The 22,918-nt window shown below is 71.7% G+C and carries 17 protein-coding genes and 1 pseudogene; 7 read left to right on the top strand and 11 right to left on the bottom strand.

Going from position 1 to position 22,918, the window contains the following annotated elements; genetic code table 11:
* Positions 1–145: 145 nt before the first annotated feature.
* A complete protein-coding gene (locus FGW31_RS33510; protein ID WP_182674978.1) occupies positions 146–1,414 on the top strand; it encodes a PP2C family protein-serine/threonine phosphatase in 1,269 nt (422 codons plus the stop codon).
* Positions 1,415–1,432: 18 nt separating this feature from the next.
* Here FGW31_RS33510 and FGW31_RS33505 read toward each other — a convergent pair whose 3' ends face one another.
* Genes FGW31_RS33505 through FGW31_RS33490 form a run of 4 tightly spaced genes read right to left on the bottom strand, consistent with a single transcriptional unit; the run spans position 1,433 to position 5,901 of the window.
* A complete protein-coding gene (locus FGW31_RS33505; protein WP_142197375.1) occupies positions 1,433–2,812 on the bottom strand; it encodes a GH1 family beta-glucosidase in 1,380 nt (459 codons plus the stop codon).
* 31 nt (positions 2,813–2,843) lie between these two features.
* On the bottom strand, positions 2,844–3,671 hold the full coding sequence (locus FGW31_RS33500; RefSeq protein WP_142197487.1) for a carbohydrate ABC transporter permease: 828 nt from the start codon (positions 3,669–3,671) through the stop codon (positions 2,844–2,846).
* A 5-nt stretch (positions 3,672–3,676) separates the two neighbouring features.
* Positions 3,677–4,630, bottom strand: coding sequence for a carbohydrate ABC transporter permease (locus FGW31_RS33495; RefSeq protein WP_142197374.1), 954 nt, complete (start codon positions 4,628–4,630; stop codon positions 3,677–3,679).
* An 11-nt stretch (positions 4,631–4,641) separates the two neighbouring features.
* Positions 4,642–5,901, bottom strand: a complete 1,260-nt coding sequence (locus FGW31_RS33490; protein ID WP_142197373.1) for an ABC transporter substrate-binding protein — start codon at positions 5,899–5,901, stop codon at positions 4,642–4,644.
* Positions 5,902–6,194: 293 nt separating this feature from the next.
* On the opposite strand from FGW31_RS33490, the gene yicI reads away from it, so the two are divergent.
* The gene (gene yicI / locus FGW31_RS33485; protein ID WP_142197372.1) at positions 6,195–8,465 is read left to right on the top strand and encodes an alpha-xylosidase; all 2,271 of its coding nucleotides are present in this window, start codon (positions 6,195–6,197) and stop codon (positions 8,463–8,465) included.
* A gap of 13 nt (positions 8,466–8,478) precedes the next feature.
* Here the strand turns inward: yicI and ppk2 are convergent, their stop codons facing one another.
* Positions 8,479–9,486 (bottom strand): polyphosphate kinase 2, encoded by a 1,008-nt coding sequence (gene ppk2 / locus FGW31_RS33480; RefSeq protein ID WP_373303418.1) that lies wholly within the window; start codon positions 9,484–9,486, stop codon positions 8,479–8,481.
* Positions 9,487–9,652: 166 nt separating this feature from the next.
* Here ppk2 and FGW31_RS33475 point away from each other — a divergent pair, with 166 nt between their 5' ends.
* On the top strand, positions 9,653–10,447 hold the full coding sequence (locus FGW31_RS33475; RefSeq protein WP_142197371.1) for an SDR family NAD(P)-dependent oxidoreductase: 795 nt from the start codon (positions 9,653–9,655) through the stop codon (positions 10,445–10,447).
* Positions 10,448–10,518: 71 nt separating this feature from the next.
* Here FGW31_RS33475 and FGW31_RS33470 read toward each other — a convergent pair whose 3' ends face one another.
* From FGW31_RS33470 to FGW31_RS33445, 6 genes are all read right to left on the bottom strand, one after another.
* Positions 10,519–11,583 (bottom strand): glycoside hydrolase family 5 protein, encoded by a 1,065-nt coding sequence (locus tag FGW31_RS33470; RefSeq protein ID WP_142197370.1) that lies wholly within the window; start codon positions 11,581–11,583, stop codon positions 10,519–10,521.
* Positions 11,584–11,701: 118 nt separating this feature from the next.
* Positions 11,702–12,469, bottom strand: coding sequence for a sulfite exporter TauE/SafE family protein (locus FGW31_RS33465; protein ID WP_142197369.1), 768 nt, complete (start codon positions 12,467–12,469; stop codon positions 11,702–11,704).
* Positions 12,470–12,644: 175 nt separating this feature from the next.
* Entirely contained in the window at positions 12,645–12,962 is a 318-nt protein-coding gene (locus FGW31_RS33460; RefSeq protein ID WP_142197368.1) for an SCO5918 family protein, read from the bottom strand.
* 283 nt (positions 12,963–13,245) lie between these two features.
* Positions 13,246–14,916, bottom strand: coding sequence for a DEAD/DEAH box helicase (locus FGW31_RS33455; protein WP_142197367.1), 1,671 nt, complete (start codon positions 14,914–14,916; stop codon positions 13,246–13,248).
* Positions 14,917–15,148: 232 nt separating this feature from the next.
* Positions 15,149–15,940 carry an SAM-dependent methyltransferase gene (locus tag FGW31_RS33450; protein WP_142197366.1) on the bottom strand — a complete coding sequence of 264 codons (792 nt, stop codon included), beginning with the start codon at positions 15,938–15,940 and terminating at the stop codon, positions 15,149–15,151.
* A gap of 88 nt (positions 15,941–16,028) precedes the next feature.
* Positions 16,029–17,024, bottom strand: a complete 996-nt coding sequence (locus tag FGW31_RS33445; protein WP_161174378.1) for a LacI family DNA-binding transcriptional regulator — start codon at positions 17,022–17,024, stop codon at positions 16,029–16,031.
* A gap of 362 nt (positions 17,025–17,386) precedes the next feature.
* Between FGW31_RS33445 and FGW31_RS33440 the strand changes: the two genes are divergently transcribed.
* The 4 genes and pseudogenes from FGW31_RS33440 (at position 17,387) to FGW31_RS33425 (ending at position 22,867) form a co-directional block, all read left to right on the top strand.
* Positions 17,387–18,313, top strand: a complete 927-nt coding sequence (locus FGW31_RS33440; protein WP_142197365.1) for a carbohydrate ABC transporter permease — start codon at positions 17,387–17,389, stop codon at positions 18,311–18,313.
* A gap of 7 nt (positions 18,314–18,320) precedes the next feature.
* On the top strand, positions 18,321–19,265 hold the full coding sequence (locus FGW31_RS33435; protein ID WP_142197364.1) for a carbohydrate ABC transporter permease: 945 nt from the start codon (positions 18,321–18,323) through the stop codon (positions 19,263–19,265).
* A 143-nt stretch (positions 19,266–19,408) separates the two neighbouring features.
* On the top strand, positions 19,409–20,752 hold the full coding sequence (locus tag FGW31_RS33430; RefSeq protein ID WP_142197363.1) for an ABC transporter substrate-binding protein: 1,344 nt from the start codon (positions 19,409–19,411) through the stop codon (positions 20,750–20,752).
* Between the two features lie 67 nt (positions 20,753–20,819).
* Positions 20,820–22,867 (top strand): annotated as a pseudogene (locus FGW31_RS33425) (beta-galactosidase).
* Positions 22,868–22,918 lie beyond the last annotated feature (51 nt).

Below are 22,918 nucleotides of genomic sequence, written 5' to 3'. Positions count from 1 at the left end.
GATCCGAGGCGGGGTGCGCCGAGGACCGTCGTTCACTATCTGAAAAGCGCACCCTTGTGAGCTTTGAAATGATCACCTTTCCTGAATAAGCAGACATTTTGGGACACGCGTACGCCGCGTAAAGGTGAAGGACAGCGGACGACACATGAGTCAGGCCCGTCAGCATGGTCGCGACCATTGGCCGTTTCGACAGCACAAGCGGGGGGTGGGCCATCCGTCCACACCCGGCGCACGGGCCGTCGCGCACTGCGCGGCAGGAACGCCCGCCCTGCCCCTGGTGATCATCCTCGCCGTCGTGTTCGTCGACCTCCTCGGCGGACCCGGGAAGATCTGGCTGCCGCTGCTCGCGGCCGGACCGGCGCTCGCCGCGGCCACCAGCCGCCCTCTCGGCGTCCTCGGTGTCGGACTGCTGGCCTCGCTCCTCGGCGCGGGAATCGGCGTCCGGCACGGCATGCCCGCCTCGGAGCTGGCGGTCGTGCTCACCGCGCTGGTGACGGTCGCCGCGGCCGGCGCGCTCGCCAGCGCCCTGCGCGGACGCCGCGAGCGGGTGCTGGCCGCCGTGCGCTCCGTCGCGGAGACCGCGCAGCACGCCCTGCTCAAGCCGGTGCCGGAGACCGTCGGCCCGTTCCAGGTGGCCGTCCACTACAGCGCCGCGGCGGCCGAGGCCCGCATCGGCGGCGACCTCTACGCGCTCATCCCCACCCCGTACGGAATCCGCATGATCGTCGGTGACGTCCGCGGCAAGGGACTGCCGGCCGTGGGCACGGCCGCGCTGGTGCTCGGCGTCTTCCGGGAGGCCGCCTACGACGAACCGGACCTCCTGGACGTCGTCTGCCGCATCGAGCGCAGCCTGGCCCGCAACCTCGGCTACGACGACTTCGTCACCGCCGTGGTCGCCGGCTGCCCGGAGCCCGGGCGCCTGGAGGTGGTCAACTGCGGCCACGCGCCGCCGCTGATGGTGCGCGGCGCCGGCGTGGTGGCGGTGGACCCCGTCCGTCCCGCGCCGCCCCTGGGCCTGCGGGCGCTGTCCGGCGAGTCGCCCAGCCTCCAGGTGGTGCCCTTCGACGAGGGCGACCAGCTGCTGCTCTACACCGACGGTGTCACGGAGGCCCGCGACGCCGGCCGTGCGTTCTACCCGCTGGCCGACGGCCTGGCCCGGCACCTGTGCGACGATCCGGCCCGTACCCTCGCGGCGCTCCACGAGGAGCTGCTGGACCACGTGGGCGGCCGGCTGCACGACGACGCGGCGCTGCTGCTGGTGCGCAAGCCCGTCGCCGCGGCACGTGCCGTGCCCGCCGTTGCCGGGCCCGACGACGCGTCGGTCCCGGCCGCGAGCCCCGAGGTCACCCCGCTCCCCGACCCGCCGGAGCGGTCCGGCGGCGACGCCCTCGACGACCGGGAGGGCGCCGCCTGAGCCGGCGGCCCCGCCGCGTCAGGGCCGCTGGGCGGCGATCATCCTCCGGTACCAGTGGTAGCTGTCCTTCGGGATGCGCCGCTGGGTGGCGTAGTCGACGCGGACGATGCCGAAGCGCTTGTCGTAGCCGAAGGCCCACTCGAAGTTGTCGAGCAGCGACCACACGTAGTAGCCGCGCACGTCGACCCCGGCGTCGATCGCGGCCCGCAGCGCGGTGAGGTGGTCGCGCAGATAGCTCACGCGGTCGGTGTCGTGCACGGTCCCGTCGGGCCCCGCCTCGTCGTCCTCGGCGGAGCCGTTCTCGGTGATGTGGACGGGCGGCAGGGCGTCGCCGTACTGCTCCTTCAGGTCCACCAGGAGGCCGGTGAAGGTCTCGGGAGCCACCGGCCAGCCCATCGCGGTGTGCCGGACGCCGGGCATGGCCGTCTCGGCGTAGCGGTTGTCGGTGGCCACGCGCCGGGCCGGGTCGCTCTCCCGGTACGGGGCGTCGGCGACGACGATCGGCCGGTAGTAGTTGACGCCGAGGAAGTCCAGCGGCCGGTGGATCAGCTCCAGGTCGCCGTCCCGGCGGAAGTCCTGCCCGGTGATCAGCTCACCCCAGGTGTCCTCCTCGGTGTCCGGATAGCGCCCGGCGAGGATCGGCTCCGTCCACACCAGGTTGTGCAGCGTGTCGGCGCGTACGACGGCGTCCCGGTCGGCGGCGGAGCCGGTCGCGGGCAGGTGGTGGTCGAGGTTGAGGGTGATGCCCACCTCCCGGACTCCGGCGTCCCGCAGCGCCTGCACGGCCAGCCCGTGGCCGACGAGCAGGTGGTGGGCCGCGGCGAGGGCGCCCCGGCCCTCGCGGGCGCCCGGGGCGTGCCGGCCGACGGAGTAGCCGAGGAAGGCGCTGCACCACGGCTCGTTGAGGGTGATCCAGCGCGGAACGCGGTCACCGAGACGCGCCGCGACGACGGCCGTGTACTCGGCGAACCGCTCCGCGGTCTCCCGCACCCGCCAGCCGCCCCGGTCCTCGAGGCCCTGCGGCAGGTCCCAGTGGTAGAGGGTGGCGGCCGGCTCGATGCCCGCGGCGAGGAGCTCGTCGACCAGACGGGAGTAGAAGTCCAGGCCCTTGGGGTTCACCGGTCCGGTGCCGTCGGGCACGATGCGCGGCCAGGCGATCGAGAAGCGGTACGAGCCGACGCCGAGGTCCTTGAGCAGGGCCACGTCCTCGGGGTAGCGGTGGTAGTGGTCGCAGGCCACGTCACCGGTGTCGCCGTTCGCGACCAGGCCCGGGGTGTGGCTGTAGGTGTCCCAGATGGACGGGCCGCGGCCGTCCTCGTACGCCGCGCCCTCGATCTGGTACGAGGCGGTCGCGGCGCCGAACACGAAGCCGGGCGGGAAACGGGGGAAGTCACTCATGCGGATCGGTCCATCTCGGTGCGTGCGGTGATCACTTGACGGAGCCGCCGGTGATGCCGGCGGCGATGTACTTCTGGGCGAGGACGAGCAGGATCGCGGCGGGGACGGCGGAGAGCACGGACGCGGCCATCACCGAGCCCCAGTCGCCGACGTGGGCGCCGATGTACTGGTAGATGCCCAGCGTGATCGGCTTGACGTCGTCCGTGGTGTTCAGGGTGAGCGCGAACATGAAGTCGCTCCACGAGAACAGGAACGCGAACAGCCCGGACGTGATGAGGGAGTTGCGGCTCATCGGCAACACCACCCGCAGGAACGTCCGTACCGGCCCGGCGCCGTCGATCTCCGCCGCCTCGACGACCTCACCCGGGATGGACACCATGAAGGAGCGCATCAGCACGATGGAGAACGGGATGCCGAGCGAGGCGTCCGCGAGCATCAGGCCGACGTAGGAGTTCACCAGGCCGAGATCGACGTAGGAGTTGTAGAGGGCGTTGGCGATGACGATGCCCGGCACCATCTGCGTGATGAGCGTGCCGAAGACGATGGTGCGCGAGCCGCGCAGCCCGAACCGGGCCAGTCCGTAGGCGGCCGGGGCGGAGATCGCCAGGCAGATCGCGACGGCGCCGAAGGAGACCACCAGGGAGGTCAGCAGGTGGCCGCCCTGGTCGTCGAGGGCCTTGGTGAAGCCGGACAGGTCCAGGCCGTCGGGCACCGGGTCGACCTGGAGCAGGCCCGACTCGGGCTGGAGCGCGGTGTTGAGCATCCAGTACAGCGGGAAGAGCATCACGCCGAGGACGAGGACACCGGCGACGGTGGAGCCCCAGCGGCGCCGGGCGGCGGTGGGCACGTGGGCGGCCATGTCGGTCACTTCCCCTCGGTGCGGTTGGCCCGCAGGTAGAACACCGCGAACACCGCGGAGACGATGATGAGCACGTTGCCGACGACCGCGCCGGCGCCGAAGTCCAGTTCCACGAAGGAGTTCTGGTAGGTGAGCGTGCCCAGGGTCTGGGTGGCGTCGGCGGGGCCGCCGTCGGTGAGGGCGAGGATCAGGTCGAGGATCTTCACCGTCGACATGAAGCCGAGCACCAGGACCACCGTGATCACCGGCTTGAGCAGCGGCAGCGTGATGGAGCGGAAGGTACGCCAGGCCGAGGCGCCGTCCAGGGCGGCCGCCTCGTACAGCTCCTTGGGGATCTCCTGGAGACCGCCGTACAGGATGACCATGTTGAACGGGATGCCGATCCAGATGTTGACCAGGATCACCGAGAGCAGTGCCATGTCGGGGCTGGTCAGCCACGGGGTGTCGCCGTCCAGGCCGAGCGTGCCGAGGAAGGTGTTCAGCACGCCGGTGTCCTGGTCGAGGATGCGGCGCCAGACGATGCCGGACACCACCATGGGCACCAGCCAGGGCAGCAGGATCAGCGAGCGCAGGACACCGTTCAGGGGGAACCTGCGGTTGAAGAAGACGGCGAGGGCGAGGCCGATGCAGAACTGGCCGAGCAGGGAGCCGGCGGTGAAGACGAGGGTGTGCCACAGGGCCTTGCCGAACAGGACGTCCTGGAAGACGGACGACCAGTTGTCGGTGCCGTTGAAGGGGGCCTCGCCGGTGAAGAACGTCTTTGGCGTGTAGTGCTGGAAGCTCATCAGGACGTTGCGGACGAGCGGGTAGCCGAAGAACAGCAGCATGAAGACGACGGCGGGGGCGACGAAGCCCCAGCGGGCGACGCGGCGCCGCAGGCGGGTGCGGGCGGGGTCCGGCGCGGCGGACGGTCCGGGCGTCGTCGCGGACGTCGCGGCGGTGACGGTGGAGGTGGTCATGGGCGCGTACCTCAGTTCCCGCTCGTGGCGCGCCGCTGGGCGCGCTGCAGGGCGGCCTCGCTGGACTGGCCGGTCAGTGCGGACTGGAAGGCGCTCTGCAGGGCGAGCGAGACGCCCGACCAGCCGGCGCCGAGCTTGGCGGTGCGGGAGCGGGCGGCGGCGACCTGGTCGGCCAGCGCGTCCAGTTCGGGCACCTGTGTGCGCCACTCGGCGGCGGCCTTCTCGTTGGCCGGGACCATCCAGCTGTTCAGGGCGTAGGTGAGCTGTTCCTTCTCGCCGGCCAGGCAGGCGACGATCCGGCCGGCCGTCTTCTCGCGTTCGGCGTCACCGGTGCGGGGCACGGTGAGCACCGCTCCGCCGAGCGGTCCCACCGAATCGGCGCCGGCCTCGGGAACGGGGATCCGCGCGATCTCCCAGTGCAGCGACTTCTTGGTGTTGAGGGTCTCCACCTGCCACGGGCCGTTGATCATCATGGCGGCGTTGCCCGCCATGAACTGGTCGTTGACGTCGGCCTGCGTCCAGTTGACCGTGGACTTGGACAGCGAACCGTCCTGGAGGAGTGCCTTCCAGAAGTCGAGCGCCCCGACGACCTGCGGGCTGTCCAGGTCCGTCTCGTCACCGCCGTTGGACCACATGAACGGCGTGAACTGGAAGACGCCGTCCTCGGCTCCGCCCGCGCTGAGCGCCAGGCCGTACCGCTTGCCCTGGGTCAGCTGCTTCGCCGTCCGGCGCAGTTCCTCCCAGGTGGTGGGGACCCGTACACCCGCCTCGTCCAGGATGTCCTTGTTGTAGAAGAGGGCGAGCGTGTTCACGGAGCGGGCCGCGCCGTAGTACGTGCCCTTGTACGAGCCGAAGTCGACGATGCCCTCGGGGACGTCGTCGGTGCTCAGGCCCAGGGTGCGCAGGTCGACGAGTCCGCCGGCCTCGGCGAAGGTCGGCATCTCGGAGGCGTCGAACTGGACGATGTCCGGCAGCGACTTGGAGGAGGCCATGCGCAGCGCCTTGGTCATCACCTGCGCCGCGGGGACGCTCTGCTGCTCGATGGTCACCCCCAACTGCTTGCCGCAGCGGGCCATCGCCTCGGCGTCCCAGCGGTGGTACGTCTCGTCGGTCGAGGAGTTCATCACGGTGTACACGTCGCTGTCGCGCTGCTGTGCGCAGCCGGTCAGGGCCGCTCCGGGAACGAGGACCAGGACGGCTGCGAACGACGTGACGGCTCCGCGCGAGCGTCCACGCGCGCGGTGTGCGGCAACCGGGGGATGTGCTGTCACGGTGGGTGCCCTTGTGTGGGACCGGCACGGCGTGTGCCGGGCCGGTGGCTCTTTCGGAAGACTGGTGAAGCGCTTCGACTTACGGCGGCTCCTGCCGAGGTGTTGCGCGGCGCTGCACCGGGTGTAATTTGTTTTGCCTGATTACTAATACGTCAGCGCAAGCCGGTCGCGCTAGACCCCGAACGATAGGATCTGCTCGCGCCAGGGCGTGACAGGTTCTGCGGCTCCTGTCATAGTTCCTGGTCAGAGGCTTCCTCCCGCGCCTCGTCCGCCCTCCCCCTCCGAGGAAGATCATGAAATTCACCGACGGTTTCTGGCGCATCCGCGACGGCGTCCAGATCGCGTACGCCACCGAACTGCGTGAGGTGCGCTCGGAATCGAAGCGCTTCACCGGGTATGCCGCCGTGAAGAAAGTGACACGCAGGGGCGACACCCTCAACGCGCCCCTGCTCACGGTCGACTGCTTCTCCCCCGCCGAGGGCGTCATCGGCGTGCGCGTCACCCATCACGCCGGCAAGGTCCGCCCGGGCCCCGACTTCGCCCTGACCGGCGAGGCGGGCGGCGCCGGGTCGGTGCGCCGGGACGGCACGGTCACCGAGCTGACCAGCGGTCCGCTGACGCTGCGCCTGGACGGGTCCGGGCCCTTCGCGCTCACCTTCCACGACGCGGACGGGCGGGAGCTCACCCGCGCCGGCGCGAAGAGCACCGCCTTCGCCACCACCGGCGAGGGCGCGCACCACGTGCTGAGCCGGCTGGCACTGGGCGTCGGCGAGCAGATCTACGGCATGGGCGAGCGCTTCACCCCGTTCGTCAAGAACGGCCAGACCGTCGACATCTGGCAGGCCGACGGCGGCACCAGCAGCGAGCAGGCCTACAAGAACGTCCCGTTCTACCTCTCCTCCCGCGGCTACGGCGTCTTCGTCAACCATCCCGGCGCCGTCTCCTTCGAGGTCGGCTCCGAGTCCGTCGGGCAGGTGCAGTTCAGCGTCGAGGACCAGTCGCTGGAGTACTACGTCGTGGCCGGCCCCACTCCGAAGGAGGTGCTGACCCGCTACACGGCCCTCACCGGCCGCCCGGCCCTCCCGCCGGCCTGGTCCTTCGGTCTGTGGCTGAGCACCTCGTTCACCACGTCCTACGACGAGCGGACGGTGACGTCGTTCGTCGACGGCATGGCCGAGCGCGGCATCCCGCTGTCGGTCTTCCACTTCGACTGCTTCTGGATGCGCGAGTACCAGTGGTGCGACTTCCAGTGGGACCCGGACGTCTTCCCGGACCCGGACGGCATGCTGGCCCGGCTGAAGGAGAAGGGCCTGCGGATCAGCCTCTGGATCAACCCGTACATCGCCCAGAAGTCGCCGCTCTTCGACGAGGCCGCCGCCCTCGGGCACCTGGTGCGCCGTCCGAACGGCGACGTGTGGCAGTGGGACCTGTGGCAGGCCGGCATGGGCCTGGTCGACTTCACCAGCCCGGACGCCCGCGCCTGGTTCCAGTCGAAGCTCAAGCCCTTCCTCGACCAGGGCGTGGACTGCTTCAAGACGGACTTCGGCGAGCGCGTGCCCACGGACGTGGTCTGGCACGACGGGTCCGACCCGGAGCGGATGCACAACTACTACACGCAGCTGTACAACCGGACGGTCTTCGAGCTGCTGGAGAAGGAGCGCGGACAGGGCGAGGCCGTGCTGTTCGCCCGCTCCGCGACCGCGGGCGGACAGCAGTTCCCGGTGCACTGGGGCGGTGACTGCTGGTCGTCGTTCGAGGCGATGGCCGAGTCGCTCCGGGGCGGCCTGTCGCTGTCGCTGAGCGGATTCGGGTTCTGGAGCCACGACATCGGCGGCTTCGAGGGCACGCCCGACCCGTCGGTGTTCAAGCGCTGGCTCGCCTTCGGCCTGCTGTCCTCGCACAGCCGGCTGCACGGCTCCTCGTCGTACCGCGTGCCGTGGGAGTTCGGCGACGAGGCGGTCGACGTGGCCCGGCGGTTCACCCTGCTCAAGCACCGTCTGATGCCGTACCTGTACGGCGCCGCCGTCGAGGCGCACCGCACGGGCGTGCCCGTGATGCGGCCCATGGTCCTTGAGTTCCCGCACGATCCGGCGTGCCGCCCGCTCGACCGCCAGTACATGCTGGGCCCCGACCTGCTGGTCGCGCCGGTGTTCAGCGAGGACGGCGAGGTGGAGGTCTACCTGCCGGCGGGCACCTGGACCCATCTGCTCAGCGGCGAACGGGTCACCGGCCCCGCCTGGCGCACCGAGCACCACGGCTACGACAGCCTTCCGCTGTACGTCCGTGAGGGCGCGGTGCTGCCGCTGGCCGGCGACGACTCCCGGCCCGACGGCGACTGGCTCGACGCCCCGGTCCTGCTCGTGCACCCCTCGGCCGCGCCCGACCACACGGCCGAGGTCACGGTGCCGGACGGCGCGGGACTGCCGGCCGCGACGTTCCGGGTGCGGCGGGACGGCGACGCGCTGCGGGTGACGGTGTCGGGGACGGACCGCCCGTTCACGGTGCGCGTCCCCGGCGGGCCGGAGGCGACGGGGACGGGCGAGGTGACGGTGCCGCTGGGCTGAGCGCGGCCGGCGGTCAGTCGCCCGGGTGGCTTCCCGGGCCGTGGCCGGGGCCTGCCAGGGGGGTCGGTGAGAGGGCCGCGGGTTCCTCACCGGCCTCCAGCAGCGTGTCCGCCGCGCCCACGATCAGCGGGTCCGGTTTTCCCAGGGCCGCGTGGTCCTTCGCCGGATAGTCGCAGCGGTCGAGCAGGGAGCGCATGGCCTCGAGCCGGCCCCGCCGCTTGTCGTTGTTCTTCACGACCGTCCACGGCGCGTGCGGGGTGTCCGTCGCCCGGAACATCTCGACCTTGGCGGTGGTGTAGTCGTCCCAGAGGTCGAGCGAGGCGATGTCCATCGGCGACAGCTTCCAGCGGCGCACCGGGTCGACCTGGCGGATGGCGAACCGGGTGCGCTGCTCGGCCCGGGACACGGAGAACCAGAACTTCACCAGCATGATGCCGTCGTCGGTGAGCAACCGCTCGAACATCGGTGCCTGTTCGAGGAACTGGTGGTACTCCTCGTCCGTGCAGAAGCCCATGACCCGCTCCACACCGGCGCGGTTGTACCAGGAGCGGTCGAAGAAGACGATCTCGCCCCGGGCCGGCAGATGGGCCACGTAGCGCTGGAAGTACCACTGCCCCGCCTCGCGTTCGGTGGGCTTCTCCAGGGCCACCACGCGGGCGCCGCGGGGATTGAGGCGTTCCATGAACCGCTGGATGGTGCCGCCCTTGCCGGCCGCGTCGCGTCCCTCGCAGACCACGACGATCCGCTGGCCGGTGTCCTTCACCCACCGCTGCATCTTCAGCAGCTCGATCTGCAGGATGCGTTTGGTCCGGTCGTACTCCGCCCTGCGGATCTTGCGGTCGTAGGGGTGGTTCTCCCGCCAGGTCGCGATCGGGGTGCCGTCGGCGTCGAGGAGCACGGGCCGCTCGGGACGGCGGTCGTCCACCTCCAGTCCGTCGAGCAGATCGCGTCCGCTCGTCGCGGTGTCCGTCTCCTCGGCCGGCTTCCGGTTCTCCGGCACGTCCGCTTGCTCGCCCGTCACGTCGGTCTCCCGCCTCTCACGTGCGCTACGAAAAGCGTATGCCCACGACTCGCGGCACGATGATTCGACGGACTCCGGCCGGGGAAGCAGCAAGCTCAAGCGGGTAGTGCGCGCACGCAACTGATTGCGGCGGCGCCATCCATCGCAGCAGAGGGGACGCAAGGACGTGCAGATCGATCTCAAGGGGCGCACCGCGCTGGTCACCGGGTCCACCCAGGGCATCGGCGCGGCGATCGCCACCGGGCTGGCGCGGGCGGGCGCGCGGGTCGCGGTCAACGGGCGCTCGGCGGAGCGCGTACGGGAAGCCGCCGCCGCGCTCGAACGGGAGGTGCCCGGCGCCGAGGTGGTGCCCGTCGCCGCGGACGTGACCACCGAGGCCGGCGCGGAGCAGGTGGCCGAGGCGCTGCCCCGGGTGGACGTCCTCGTCAACAACCTCGGCGTCTTCGGGGCCGCGGACCCGCTGGAGATCACCGACGCGGAGTGGCGGCGCTACTTCGAGGTGAACGTCCTGTCCGCCGTCCGGCTGACCCGCCTCTTCCTGCCCGGCATGACCGAACGGGGCTGGGGGCGCGTGCAGTACATCGCCAGCGACTCGGCGATCGTCACTCCGGCCGAGATGATCCACTACGGGATGTCCAAGACGGCGCTGCTCGCCGTGAGCCGCGGGTTCGCCAAGCAGGCGGCGGGCACCGGCGTCACGGTGAACTCGGTCGTCGCCGGCCCGACGCACACCGGCGGTGTGGAGGACTTCGTCTACGAGCTGGTGGACCGCGCACTGCCGTGGGACGAGGCGCAGCGGGCGTTCATGCGCGAGCACCGGCCGCAGTCGCTGCTGCAACGGCTGATCGAGCCGGAGGAGGTCGCCAACATGGTCGTCTACCTCAGCTCCGACCAGGCCTCCGCCACCACCGGCGGGGCGCTGCGCGTCGACGGCGGCTACGTGGACTCGATCCTGCCGTAGCCGGACGGCCCGTCCGGTCCGTCCGGCGCGACGGAACCGGACGGGCCGGGACGGGCCGGGGCCGGTGGCGGTCAGTCCACCGGGAAGGCGTCCGGTGTCCTGATCCGGTCCCGGATCCAGACACCGGCGGGCTTGAGCGACGACGTGCCCGTCCAGGGGCCGCCGTCGGCGCAGGTGCCGGGGTTGAGGACGGCGCCGGTGCGGTGGTCGTCGGAGAAGTTCCAGTTGACCCAGCTGATCTTCTTGCTCGCCATCAGGTCGAGGTAGCGCTGGGACATGGCGAAGTCGTTGTCGCCCTCGCCGGCGTAGTTCTGGGTGCCGAACTCCGTGACGAACACCGGGAGGCGGTCCGCGGCGCGGGAGAGCGCGGCCAGGTACTCGTCGCGGTGCGAGTCGGCGTAGAAGTGGAAGGTGTACATGATGTTCGAGGCGTCGACCGGGTCGTTCACCACCTCCGACTCGTCAGCGCCCTCGGAGACGCCGAACGAGGACCAGGCGCGGGTGCCGACGAGGACGGGGGCGTCGGCGTCGATGCCGCGGACGACCGGGATGATCTGCTCGGCGTAGCTCTTGATGCGCGGCCAGTCGACCCCGCTGGGCTCGTTGGCGATCTCGTAGAGGATGTTGTCGCGGTCCTTGTGGCGGCGGGCGATCTCGGTGAAGAACGTCCGGGCCCGGTCCAGGTTGTGGTGGGGGTCGCCGGGGTCGAGCATGTGCCAGTCGACGATCACGTACATGCCGCGGTCGCTCGCCTGCCGGATCAGGGAGTCGGCGAGGTCGGTGAAGCGCGCCGGGTCGGTCTCGTAGCCGCCTTCCTGGACGTAGGTGGAGACACGCAGGACGTCGGCGCCCCAGTCCTGGGCGAGGGCGTCGAGCGAGCCGTCGGTCAGGCACCGGGCGTACCACTGGGTGCCGTGGGTGCTCATGCCGCGCAGTTGTACGGGGTTGCCGTGCTCGTTGCAGAGGTGGGTGCCGCAGACGGTGAGCTGCCCGTTGGCGGCGACGGGGGTGGCGGCCGCGCGGGTGGGGGCCGGCGCGGCGGGGGCCGCGGGTGCGGCGGTCAGGGCGAGGAGGAGGGCACTGGCGAGGGCAGCGGCGGCCGCGGCGGGGCGGTGCGTGAAGCGTGCCGGTGTCATGGGGGGGCTCCGTCCAGGTGCTGGATGGTTAGGAAAGTTTCCTAACGCCGATGGAACTAGAGCGGACCCCGGTTTGCAAGGTGCACGACAAAAACGCGGCCGGTGGCCGGGCCGTCCGTCAGCGGAGCAGCAGTTGGACGAGGGCGACGGTGCCGATCACGACGACCAGACCGCGCAGGACCGCCGGGCGGAACCTGCGGCCGGTCCGCGCGCCGAGCGCGCCTCCCAGCGCGGAACCGGCCGCGAGCAGGGCCACGGCCGTCCAGTCGAAGTCGGCGACGAAGAGGAAGAACGTCGCGGCGACCAGGTTGACGATCGCCACGAGCACGTTCTTGACGGCGTTGAGGCGCTGCAGCGGTTCGTCGAGGAGCAGCCCCATCAGGGCGACGTAGACGATGCCCTGCGCGGCGGCGAAGTAGCCGCCGTAGACGCTGGCGAGGGTCAGGCCGGCGAGCAGCGGCAGCCCGCCGTCACGCCGGGCCGGGCGCTTCTCGGACCGGCCGCGGGCGCGCAGCTTGCCGCTGATCAGGGGCTGGCACGCGACGAGGACGAGGGCGAGTCCCACCAGCGTCGGCACGATGGTCTCGAACGCCTCGGCGGGCAGGGCCAGCAGCAGCGTGGCGCCCGCGAGCCCGCCCGCCGCCGAGCCGATGCCGAGCCTGCGCACGCGCCGGCCCTGGCCGGCGAGTTCCCTGCGGTAGCCGATGGCTCCGCTGACGGAGCCGGGGATCAGACCGAGGGCGTTGGAGACGGTCGCGACGACCGGGGACAGCCCGGTGGCGAGCAGCACGGGAAAGGTGACCAGCGTGCCCGAGCCGACGACGGCGTTCATGGCACCGGCGGCGATGCCCGCGCCGAACACGCCGAGCATCTCCACCGGCGTCACGCCGCGGCCCCGGTCACGTCACCGCCGCCCGGCGACGGCCGCCGGCGGCCCACTGCACGAGGAACGTCCATGGGAGGACGCTAGCCCGGTGATCCTTCGGCGGTGGCCGCAGGGTCCGCGTCACCGTCGGCGTCCGCAGGCTGGTGCGGACGCGTCGGCCGGTGGGTGCCGTTCCTCAGTCCTGCGCGGGGGCCGGGTGGCCCAGCAGTTCCGACGCCGTCTCGAGCGGGGAGAGGGCAGCCGCCGGCGGCTCGGCGTCCGGGTGGGCGTGGCAGGTGAAGCCGAGGCGGGTCATCGCCCGGACGACCTCGCCGCTGGTGAAGTCGCGGCGGTCCTGGCGGGTGACGACCTGTCCCACCTGCTTGGCGGGGTAGCGGCGGCGGCCGACGGTCACGGACTCGCCCGTGATCGGTTCGGGCGTGACGCCCTTCATCGACTCCAGGACTCCGGCCTTGGTCAGGTCGAACGGGTAGCGGGCGATGACGCAGCGCATGGTGCCTCACAGGGGGAGAAGGAAGACGGGCCGACGCGGGTGGGTGAGCGGTTCGCGGCGGACCGGGACTCGGTTCGGGAGCGCGGGGCGCCATGTCCGGTGGGGGCCGCCGTCACGACCGTACCGCCATGTCGCCCTGTCGCTTTCTCGTCATGCCGTCACGGAGTGGCGCGGTGTCCCGGTTCGGCTGCGCCGGTTCCCGGCCGTCCGCGGGGCGGGGCGGCCGGGAACCGGCGGGCGGCGCTCAGGCAGCGCGTTCGACGTCCGGCAGCAGGGGCGGCGCTCAGGCAGCGCGTCCGGCGTCCGGCTCCCTGCGGGTACGGCGGCGCGGCGTCTCGCCGGTGCCCCGCCGTCCCTGTCCGGTCCGCTGCTGCGCGGTGCGCTGCTCGGCGGTGCGGCCGCCTCGATCCGTGCGGGCCTCGGCCGTGCGGCCGCCCTGGACCGTACGGCCCTCGGCGGTGCGGCTGCGGCCTCCTTGGGCCGTACCGCTCTCGGTGGTGGGGGCCTGGGTGCCGCGTGCCTGCCGGGCGCGGCCCTGGCCGGTGCGTCCGCGGCGGCCGCGGGACGGCGCGGACGCCGCGCGGCGGGGCGGTTCCACGACGGGCGCGGCGATGACGACCGGAACGCCGGACGGGGTCCGGGCACCCGTGATGCGGCTCAGTTCCGGGTCGCCCGGCCGCACCTGGGTGATCCGCGGGGTGATCCCCGCCTGCGCCATCAGCCGGGCCATGTCGCGGCGCTGGTCGCGCGTCACCAGGGTGATGACGCTGCCGGACTCGCCGGCGCGGGCCGTGCGTCCGCCGCGGTGCAGGTAGTCCTTGTGGTCGCCGGGCGGATCGACGTTGACGACCAGGTCGAGGTTGTCGACGTGGATGCCGCGCGCCGCGACGTTCGTCGCCACCAGTACCGTCACCTGCCCGTCCTTGAACTGGGCGAGGGTCCGGGTGCGCTGGGGCTGGGACTTGCCGCCGTGCAGGCCCGCGGCGCGGACGCCGCTGTTCAGCAGGTGCTTGGTCAGCTTGTCCACCGCGTGCTTGGTGTCCAGGAACATGATCACGCGGCCGTCCCGTGCCGCGATCTCGGTCGTCGTGCGGCGCTTGTCCGTGTCGTCGACGTGGAGCACGTGGTGCTCCATCGTGGTGACGGCGCCCGCGGACGGGTCGACGGAGTGGACCACCGGGTCGGTCAGGTAGCGGCGGACCAGCTGGTCGACGTTGCGGTCGAGCGTGGCGGAGAAGAGCATCCGCTGGCCGTCGGCCCGTACCTGGTCCAGCAGCCTGGTGACCTGGGGCATGAAGCCCATGTCGGTCATCTGGTCGGCCTCGTCGAGGACGGTGATCGCGACCTCGTCCAGCCGGCAGTCCCCGCGGTCGATGAGGTCCTTGAGCCGGCCGGGCGTCGCGACGACGACCTCGGCGCCGCCCCGCAGGGTTCCCGCCTGCCTGCCGATCGACATCCCGCCCACGACGGTCGCCAGCCGCAGTCCCAGGGCACGGGCGTACGGCGTGAGCGCGTCGGTGACCTGCTGGGCCAGCTCGCGGGTCGGCACGAGGACCAGCGCGAGCGGCTGCCGGGGCTCGGCGCGCCGGCCGGCCGTACGGGCCAGCAGCGCGAGCCCGAAGGCGAGGGTCTTGCCGGATCCGGTGCGGCCGCGGCCGAGCACGTCGCGGCCGGCCAGGGAGTTGGGCAGGGTCGCCGCCTGGATCGGGAACGGCACCGTCACGCCCTCGTGGCCGAGCGCGGCCAGCATCTGGGCCGGCAGGGGCAGCTCGGCGAAGTCCCGCACGGCGGGCAGGGCCGGGGTGACCGTCACCGGCAGAGCGAATTCGACCTGTCCCGAGGGCCCTCGTGAGCCCTGGCCCGCCGAGCGGCGGGAGCCACCGGAGCGGCCCGATGCCGTCCCCCCGGTGCGGGTGCGCGTGCGGGAACGACTGTTGGTGCGGACGCGATTCAAGCGGAACCTTCCTTGAGGTGGCACCTCCCAAGGAACGCCCACAGCCGGATGACCGGCAGCGGAGCGGGATCGTGTACCGCTCGTGATCCGGGCCCCGACTGCCGAGTGAACGTCATGAGGAAGAGAGGCGTTCCTGTCGCCCCTCGAGCCTTTCGGCTACCACAACTGCAACCGGCCTTACACTACACGCCCGCGCAACCCCGGGTCGGCCCGCCTGCCGTGGTGCGCGGCCTCAGGGCACCCGGGCCACTCCGGCGTAGATGCCGCTGTCCTCGGCGGCGGGCGCCGGGCCGGTCCGGTACCACTCGGGCGCGGTCACCAGACCGGGTTCGACCAGGTCCAGTCCGTCGAAGAAGCGGGCGACCTCCGCGCGGGTGCGGAAGCCCAGGCGGATGCCCGCACGGGCGTACTCGGCGGTGACCTGTTCCGCCAGCTCGGAGTGCAGGTCGGACGCGGCGTGCGAGAGCACGAGGTGGCTGCCCGACGGCAGGGCCGCCCGCAGTTCGGCGACGATGCCGAGCGGATCCTGGTCGTCCGGCAGGAAGTGCAGCAGCGCGATCAGGGACAGGGCGACCGGGCGGTCGAAGTCGAGCACTCCGCGCGCGTGCCGGACGATGTCGCCGGGATCGCGCACATCGGCCTGGACGTAGTCGGTGGCGCCCTCGGGGCTGCTGATCAGCAGGGCCTCCGCGTGCCGCAGCACGATCGGGTCGTTGTCGGTGTAGACGACCTTCGCGGACGGGACGACGCGCTGCACGATCTGATGCAGGTTCGGCTCCGTGGGGATGCCCGTGCCGATGTCGAGGAACTGGTCGATGCCCTGCCCGGCGAGCCAGGCGGCGGCCCGGTGCATGAACTGCCGGTTCTGCCGGGCGGCGTCCCGCGCCTCGGGCGGCAGCTTCTCCCCCACGGCCTCGTCGACCGGGTAGTTGTCCTTGCCGCCGAGGAGCCAGTCGTAGACCCGCGCCGGATGCGCCTTGCTGGTGTCGATCCGCGCGGGGGTGGCGGGGGTACCGGTCGGCATGGGGGTGTCCGTCCCGAAAGTGGCTGGCAAGTTCCTGACGATCAACCAGTCTCGCACAGCAACTCACGCCTGCCGCAATGATGTTCGCTCACCGGGCGGGGCGCGGCGGCGGCGCGGTGCTGTCGCGCCGCACCAGCCGCGTCGGTACGAGGGTGGTGCCCCGCTCCGGGCCGACCTGGCGCATCTTGCGCAGCACCGCCTGGACGCACAGCCGCCCCACCTCGGCGAAGTCCTGGTGGACGGTGGTCAGCGGCGGCAGGAAGGACGACGCCTCGGGGATGTCGTCGAAGCCGATGACGCTGACGTCGTCGGGAACGCGACGGCCGCGTTCGTGCAGGGCCCGCAGCAGGCCCAGGGCCATCTGGTCGTTGGCGGCGAACACCGCGGTGCAGTCGTCCCGGGCGGCGAGTTCGAGTCCGGCCCGGTAGCCCGAGTCCGCCGACCAGTCGCCCCGGATGAGGGGCGGCGGCACCCGGCCGGCCTCGACGAGGGCGGCGCGCCAGGCGTCCGTGCGGCGCTGCGCGGCGAAGGAGTCCTCGGGGCCGCCCAGGTGCCACACGGTGCGGTGGCCGAGGTCCAGCAGATGCCGGACGGCGGCGCGGGTGCCGCCGTGCTGGTCGGTGTCGACGACCGTGTAGTGGTCCCCCGCGTCGGAGTCGACGACCACCACCTGGACGTGCGGCGGCAGTTGGATCGTCGCCGCGTCCAGCAGGTGCACCTCCATGATGACGATCACCGCGTCGACGGCGAGTTCCTCCAGCCGGGAGAACGCGCCGCGCACCTCGTCCTGGGTGGGCACGGCGACCGGCAGCAGCGTCACCGCGTAGCCCTCGGCGGCGGCGGAGGTGGCGATCGCCTCCAGTGTGCGCACGTTGCCGGTGGTGGACAGGGAGAAGGTGATGACGCCGATGGTGCGGAACTCGCCGCGTTTGAGGGCGCGGGCCGCGCTGTTGGGCCGGTAGCCGAGTTCCTTCATCGCGGCCAGCACCTGGCGGCGGGTCTCCTCGGTCACGCCCGCGTAGCCGTTGGAGACGCGGGAGACGGTCTGCGACGAGACGCCCGCGAGCCGGGCCACGTCCGCCATGGACGCGGAGGCGCGGGCGCGCCGCGGGGCCGCGGGAGCGCGGCCGGTCGTCTCCCGTGCGGTCCCGGCCGTTTCGGCGGCGGGGCCGGGCAGCTCCGCCGGCGCTTCCTCAACCGTGTCCACTTCGACGTCAGCCGCCTTCCTGTCGTTGCCCGCGGTCCCGGGGCCTGAAGGACCCTTGACCGCCGTCCTCGGGGCAGTGTAAACATGCCGCCATCGGATGTTTACGTAAACATAACAGCTCATCGCGCACTTCGCGGTGCTCGATGTTTACGCAAACATCAGTGAGCCCGGGGGCATGCCGCCCGGGCTGCGGGCCGGGACAGCCGCCGGTCCCGCAATGGCGACGAGCGAGGAACGACATGACGACGCTGCAACCGCCGGCGGCCGCAGGGCCGCGGCCCGCCCCGCCCCCGGCGCGGCGGGACCGACGCTCCTGGACCGGATGGGGCTTCATCGGTCCGTTCGTGGCCGTGTTCGCCCTGGTCTTCCTGGCGCCGATCGCGTACTCGCTCCATCTCAGCCTCTTCCGCGACCAGCTCATCGGCGGGACCACCTTCGTCGGCCTCGACAACTACCAACAGGCCCTGCGCGACGAACGGTTCTGGGACGCCCTCGGCCGGGTCTCGCTCTTCCTGTGCGTGCAGGTGCCGGTCATGCTCGGCATCGCCCTGCTCGTCGCCCTCGCCCTGGACAGCGGCCGGCTCTACGGGAAGAACTTCTTCCGCATCTCGGTCTTCCTGCCGTACGCGGTCCCGGCGGTCGTCGCGACGCTCATGTGGAGCTTCATGTACGGCACCCGGTTCGGCCTCGTCGGCGACCTGAACGACGCCTTCAACATCTCGCTGCCCGACCCGCTCTCCCCCGACCTGGTGCTGGCCGCCATCGGCAACATCGTCACCTGGGAGTTCGTCGGCTACAACATGCTGATCTTCTACTCGGCGCTGCGCGTCGTACCGAACTCCCTGTACGAGGCGGCCGAGATCGACGGCGCCGGCCAGATCCGCGTGATCACCGCCATCAAACTGCCCGCGATCCGCGGCGCGCTGGTCATCGCGACGATCTTCTCCATCATCGGCAGCTTCCAGCTGTTCAACGAGCCCAGCGTGATGCAGAAGCTGGCGCCCAACGCCATCACCACCGACTACACCCCCAACTTCTACACGTACTCGCTGTCCTTCTCCGGCCAGCAGCACAACTACTCCGCGACGGTCGCCATCGTCATGGGGCTGATCACCATGGTCATCGCCTATGTCGTCCAGCTGCGCGGCATGCGCAAGGGAGTGTGAAGCAGCGATGACCACTACCGTCACCCCCGCCTCCGCCGGTTCCGCGGCCTCCCCGCCGTCGCGCGCCGCCGTCCGGCTGCGCACCCCGCGACGCCCGCACTCCCCCGGCCGGCCCCGGCGCAGCGTCCTGCTGACCGTGCTCACCGGGCTGGTGCTGCTGTACAGCCTGGTGCCGCTGGTGTGGCTGGTGATCAGCGCCACCAAGACCCAGGAGGGGCTGTCGCGTTCGTTCGGCCTGTGGTTCGACGACGACTTCGCCCTCTGGGACAACATCGCCGAGACGTTCACCTACGGCGACGGCGTCTTCACCCGCTGGCTGCTCAACACCCTGCTGTACGTGGTGGTCGGCGCGGGCGGTGCCACCTTCCTCGCGGTGCTGGGCGGTTACGCCCTCGCCAAGTTCGACTTCCCCGGGCGCCGGGCCGTGTTCGCCGTCGTCATCGGCGCGGTGGCCGTGCCGGGGACCGCGCTGGCGGTGCCGACCTTCCTGATGTTCAGCACCATGGGCCTCACCAACACCCCCTGGGCGGTGATCATCCCCTCGCTGATCTCCCCGTTCGGGCTGTACCTGATGTGGGTGTTCGCCAGTGAGGCCATTCCGACCGAGCTGATGGAAGCGGCCAGGATCGACGGCGCCGGCGAGGTGCGCACCTTCTTCCAGGTCGCCCTGCCGCTGCTGGCGCCGGGCATCGTCACCGTCTCGCTGTTCACCATGGTCGCGACCTGGAACAACTACTTCCTGCCGCTGATCATGATCAAGGATCCGGACTGGTATCCGCTCACCCTGGGCCTGAACAGCTGGAACGCCCAGGCCGCGACCGCCGGCGGCGAGCCCGTCTTCCATCTGGTCGTCACCGGCTCACTGGTCACCATCGTCCCGCTGATCGCCGCGTTCCTGCTGCTCCAGAAGTACTGGCAGTCCGGGCTCGCCGCCGGAAGCGTCAAGGAATAGCGCACCCGTCCGCCGTGTGCCGCCGCGCGGCCCGCCCGCCCCGCCGCCCTGCCCGGACGGCCGGTGTCCGCACGGTGGCCGTCCCTGCCCACCTCCCCTCCCATCGGTCACGGTTTCGGCCACGAAGAAGTGGAAGCACGACCATGCAGAAGCACTCCCGCCGCCTGCTGCGCGGCATCGGCCTCGTCTGCGCCCTCGCCCTGGGCGCCACCGCCTGCGGCGGCTCCGGCGACGAGGGCTCGGGCCCGAAGACGGTCTCCGAGTCGGACGTCCGGGCCGCGCTGGACAAGGGCGGCACGATCACCGTCTGGGCGTGGGAACCCACGCTGGAGCAGGTGGCCGCCGACTTCGAGAAGGAACACCCGAAGGTCGAGGTGAACCTGGTCAACGCGGGCACCAACAACGACCAGTACAAGGCGCTGCAGAACGCCATCTCCGCCAAGAAGGGCGTCCCGGACGTCGCCCAGGTCGAGTACTACGCCATGGGCCAGTACGCGCTGACCGAGCAGCTCACCGACCTCACGGGCTTCGGCGCCGACAAGCTCGCCGACCGGTTCTCCCCCGGCCCGTGGAACGGTGTGAAGGCCGGCGGCGAGGGCATCTACGGCCTGCCCATGGACTCCGGCCCGATGGCGCTGTTCTACAACAAGAAGGTCTTCGACAAGCACGGCATCGAGGTGCCGGCCACGTGGGGCGAGTACGTGGAGGCGGCCCGCGCCCTGAAGAAGGCGGACCCGAAGGCGTACATCACCAACGACGCCGGTGACGCGGGCTTCACCACCAGCCTGCTGTGGCAGGCCGGTTCACGCCCGTACCGGGTGGACGGCACCAAGGTGGGCATCGACTTCTCCGACCGGGGCGCCAAGGCCTACACCGACACCTGGCAGAAGCTCCTCGACGAGAAGCTGGTCGCGCCCGTCACCAGCTGGTCCGACGAGTGGTACAAGGGCCTCGGCGACGGCACCATCGCCACCCTGGCCATCGGCGCCTGGATGCCCGCCAACCTCGCCTCCGGCGTGAAGGACGCCGCCGGTGACTGGCGCGTCGCACCGCTGCCGCAGTGGCAGGCGGGCGGCACGGCGAGCGCGGAGAACGGCGGCAGCGCCCTCACCCTGCCCGAGCTGGGCGGCAACGAGGCCCTCTCCTACGCCTTCGTGGAGTACGCCAACGCCGGCAAGGGCGTGGACACGCGCGTGAAGGGCGGTGCCTTCCCGGCCACCACCGCGCAGCTGAACTCCGAGGAGTTCCGGAACACCGAGTTCCCGTACTTCGGCGGGCAGCAGGCCAACAAGGTGTTCGCCGAGTCGGCCGCGAACGTCGCCGACGACTGGTCGTACCTGCCGTACCAGGTGTACGCCAACTCGATCTTCAACGACACCGTCGGCAAGGCCTACGTCTCGGACACCACGCTGGCCGAGGGGCTCGAGAGCTGGCGGAAGGCCTCCGTCGACTACGGCAACGAGCAGGGCTTCACCGTCGAGAAGTAGCCGCCGAGCAGCACACGTGCCGGACGGCGCGCGCACCCGCGCCGCCCCCCACCCCGGAAGGACCGCCATGATCTCCACCCTCCTGTCCCGCACCGCCGGGCCGGACGGTGACCCCGCCCCGCGTCTCGTCTACGGCGCCGACTACAACCCCGAGCAGTGGCCCCGTACCGTGTGGGAGGAGGACGTCCGGCTGATGCGCGAGGCCGGCGTGAACCTCGTCTCCGTCGGGATCTTCTCCTGGGCCCTCCTCCAGCCGGCCGAGGACACCTACGACTTCGCCTGGCTGGACGAGGTCATGGACCTGCTGCACGCGCACGGCATCGGCGTCGACCTGGCCACCGCCACCGCCTCCCCGCCGCCGTGGCTCACCACGGCCCACCCGGAGATCCTGCCGGTCACGGCCACCGGCGAGACGCTGTGGCCGGGGGCGCGCCAGCACTGGCGTCCCACCTCGCCGGTGTTCCGCCGGTACGCGCTGCGCCTGGTGCGGGAGCTGGCGAGCCGCTACGCCGGCCACCCGGCGCTGGTGGCCTGGCACGTCAACAACGAGCTGGGCTGCCACAACGTCTACGACTACTCCGACGACGCGGCCCGCGCCTTCCGGGACTGGCTGCGCGCCCGCTACACCACCCTCGACGCGCTCAACAGCGCCTGGGGCACGGCCTTCTGGTCGCAGCGGTACACCGACTGGGAGCAGATCCTGCCGCCCCGGCTGGCCGCCTCCCACCCGAACCCCACGCAGCAGCTGGACTTCAAGCGGTTCTCGTCGGACGCGCTGAAGGACCACCTGCGGGCCGAGCGGGAGATCCTGCGGGAACTCACGCCGGACGTCCCCGTCACCACCAACTTCATGGTGACGGGCGGCACCAAGGGCATGAACTACCCGGACTGGGCGGGCGAGGTCGACTTCGTCTCCAACGACCACTACGTCCACCCCGGTCCGCAGGACCGCGACGAGCTGTCCTTCTCCGCCAACCTCACCAGCGGCATCTCCGGCGGCCGGCCCTGGTTCCTGATGGAGCACTCCACCAGCGCCGTCAACTGGCAGCCGGTGAACGTGCCCAAGGCCCCCGGCGACCTGGCCCGTGACGCCCTGCTGCACGTCGCGCACGGGGCGGACGCGGTCTGCTACTTCCAGTGGCGGCAGTCGGCGGCGGGCGCCGAGAAGTACCACTCGGCGATGGTGCCGCACGCCGGGGCGGACAGCGAACTGTTCCGGGCCGTGACCGCGCTCGGCGCCACCCTGAAGGACCTCGCCCCGGTCGCCGGGACCGAGCGGGAGCCCGCCCGGGTCGGGATCCTCTACGACTGGGAGTCGTGGTGGGCGAGCGAGCAGGACTCGCACCCCACCTCGCTGCTCGACTACCGGCAGGAGGCGCTCGACTGGTACTCGGCGCTCCTGGCCCTCGGCATCCGCGCCGACCTCGTCACCACCCGGGCCGACCTGCACCGCCACCAGGTGCTCATCGCCCCCGTGCTGCACATGGTCACCGCCGACCTGGCCAAGACGCTCACCCGGTACGCCGAACAGGGCGGCCACCTGATCACCACGTACTTCTCCGGTGTCGTGGACGAGCACGACCACGTCTGGCTCGGCGGCTACCCGGGCGCCCTGCGCGACCTGCTCGGCATCCGCATCGAGGAGTTCGGCCCACTGCTCCCCGGAGTGGGCGTGGAGCTGGACGACGGCCTGACCGGCAGCCTGTGGACCGACCGGATCACCGTGACGGCCGAGGGCACCGAGGTGCTGTCCCGCTACCGCACCGGCCTCCAGACCGGCCGGCCCGCCCCGCCGTCACCCGCCGCCCGGCGGGTTCCGGTTCGGCCGCGTACGTCTCCACCCGGCTCGGCGTCGAGGGACTCACGGCCCTGCTGCCCCGGCTGCTGGAGCCGGCCGGTGTGGACAGCGAACTGCCCGCGGAGGCCCGCGGGCTGGTCGAGCCCGTGGTGCGGCGGGGCCCCGGCGGACGGTTCCTGTTCCTGGTGAACCGCACCGACACGGCCGTGCCCGTGCCGGGCCTGTCCGGTGACGTGCTCGTCGGCACCACCGACGCCGACGGCCTGCTCACCCTCGGGCCCCGCGCCGTCGCCGTCCTGCGCGGCCCGGCCACCTGACAACCGGCCGCCCACCACTCCCCGGAACGGCACGCACCCGTCCCGGGGCCC

It is taken from the genome of Streptomyces calvus, from assembly GCF_006782915.1.
Taxonomy (GTDB): Bacteria; Actinomycetota; Actinomycetes; order Streptomycetales; family Streptomycetaceae; genus Streptomyces; species Streptomyces calvus.
Note: the sequence above shows the minus strand (reverse complement) of the source record. Positions and strands in the feature narration are given on the sequence as shown.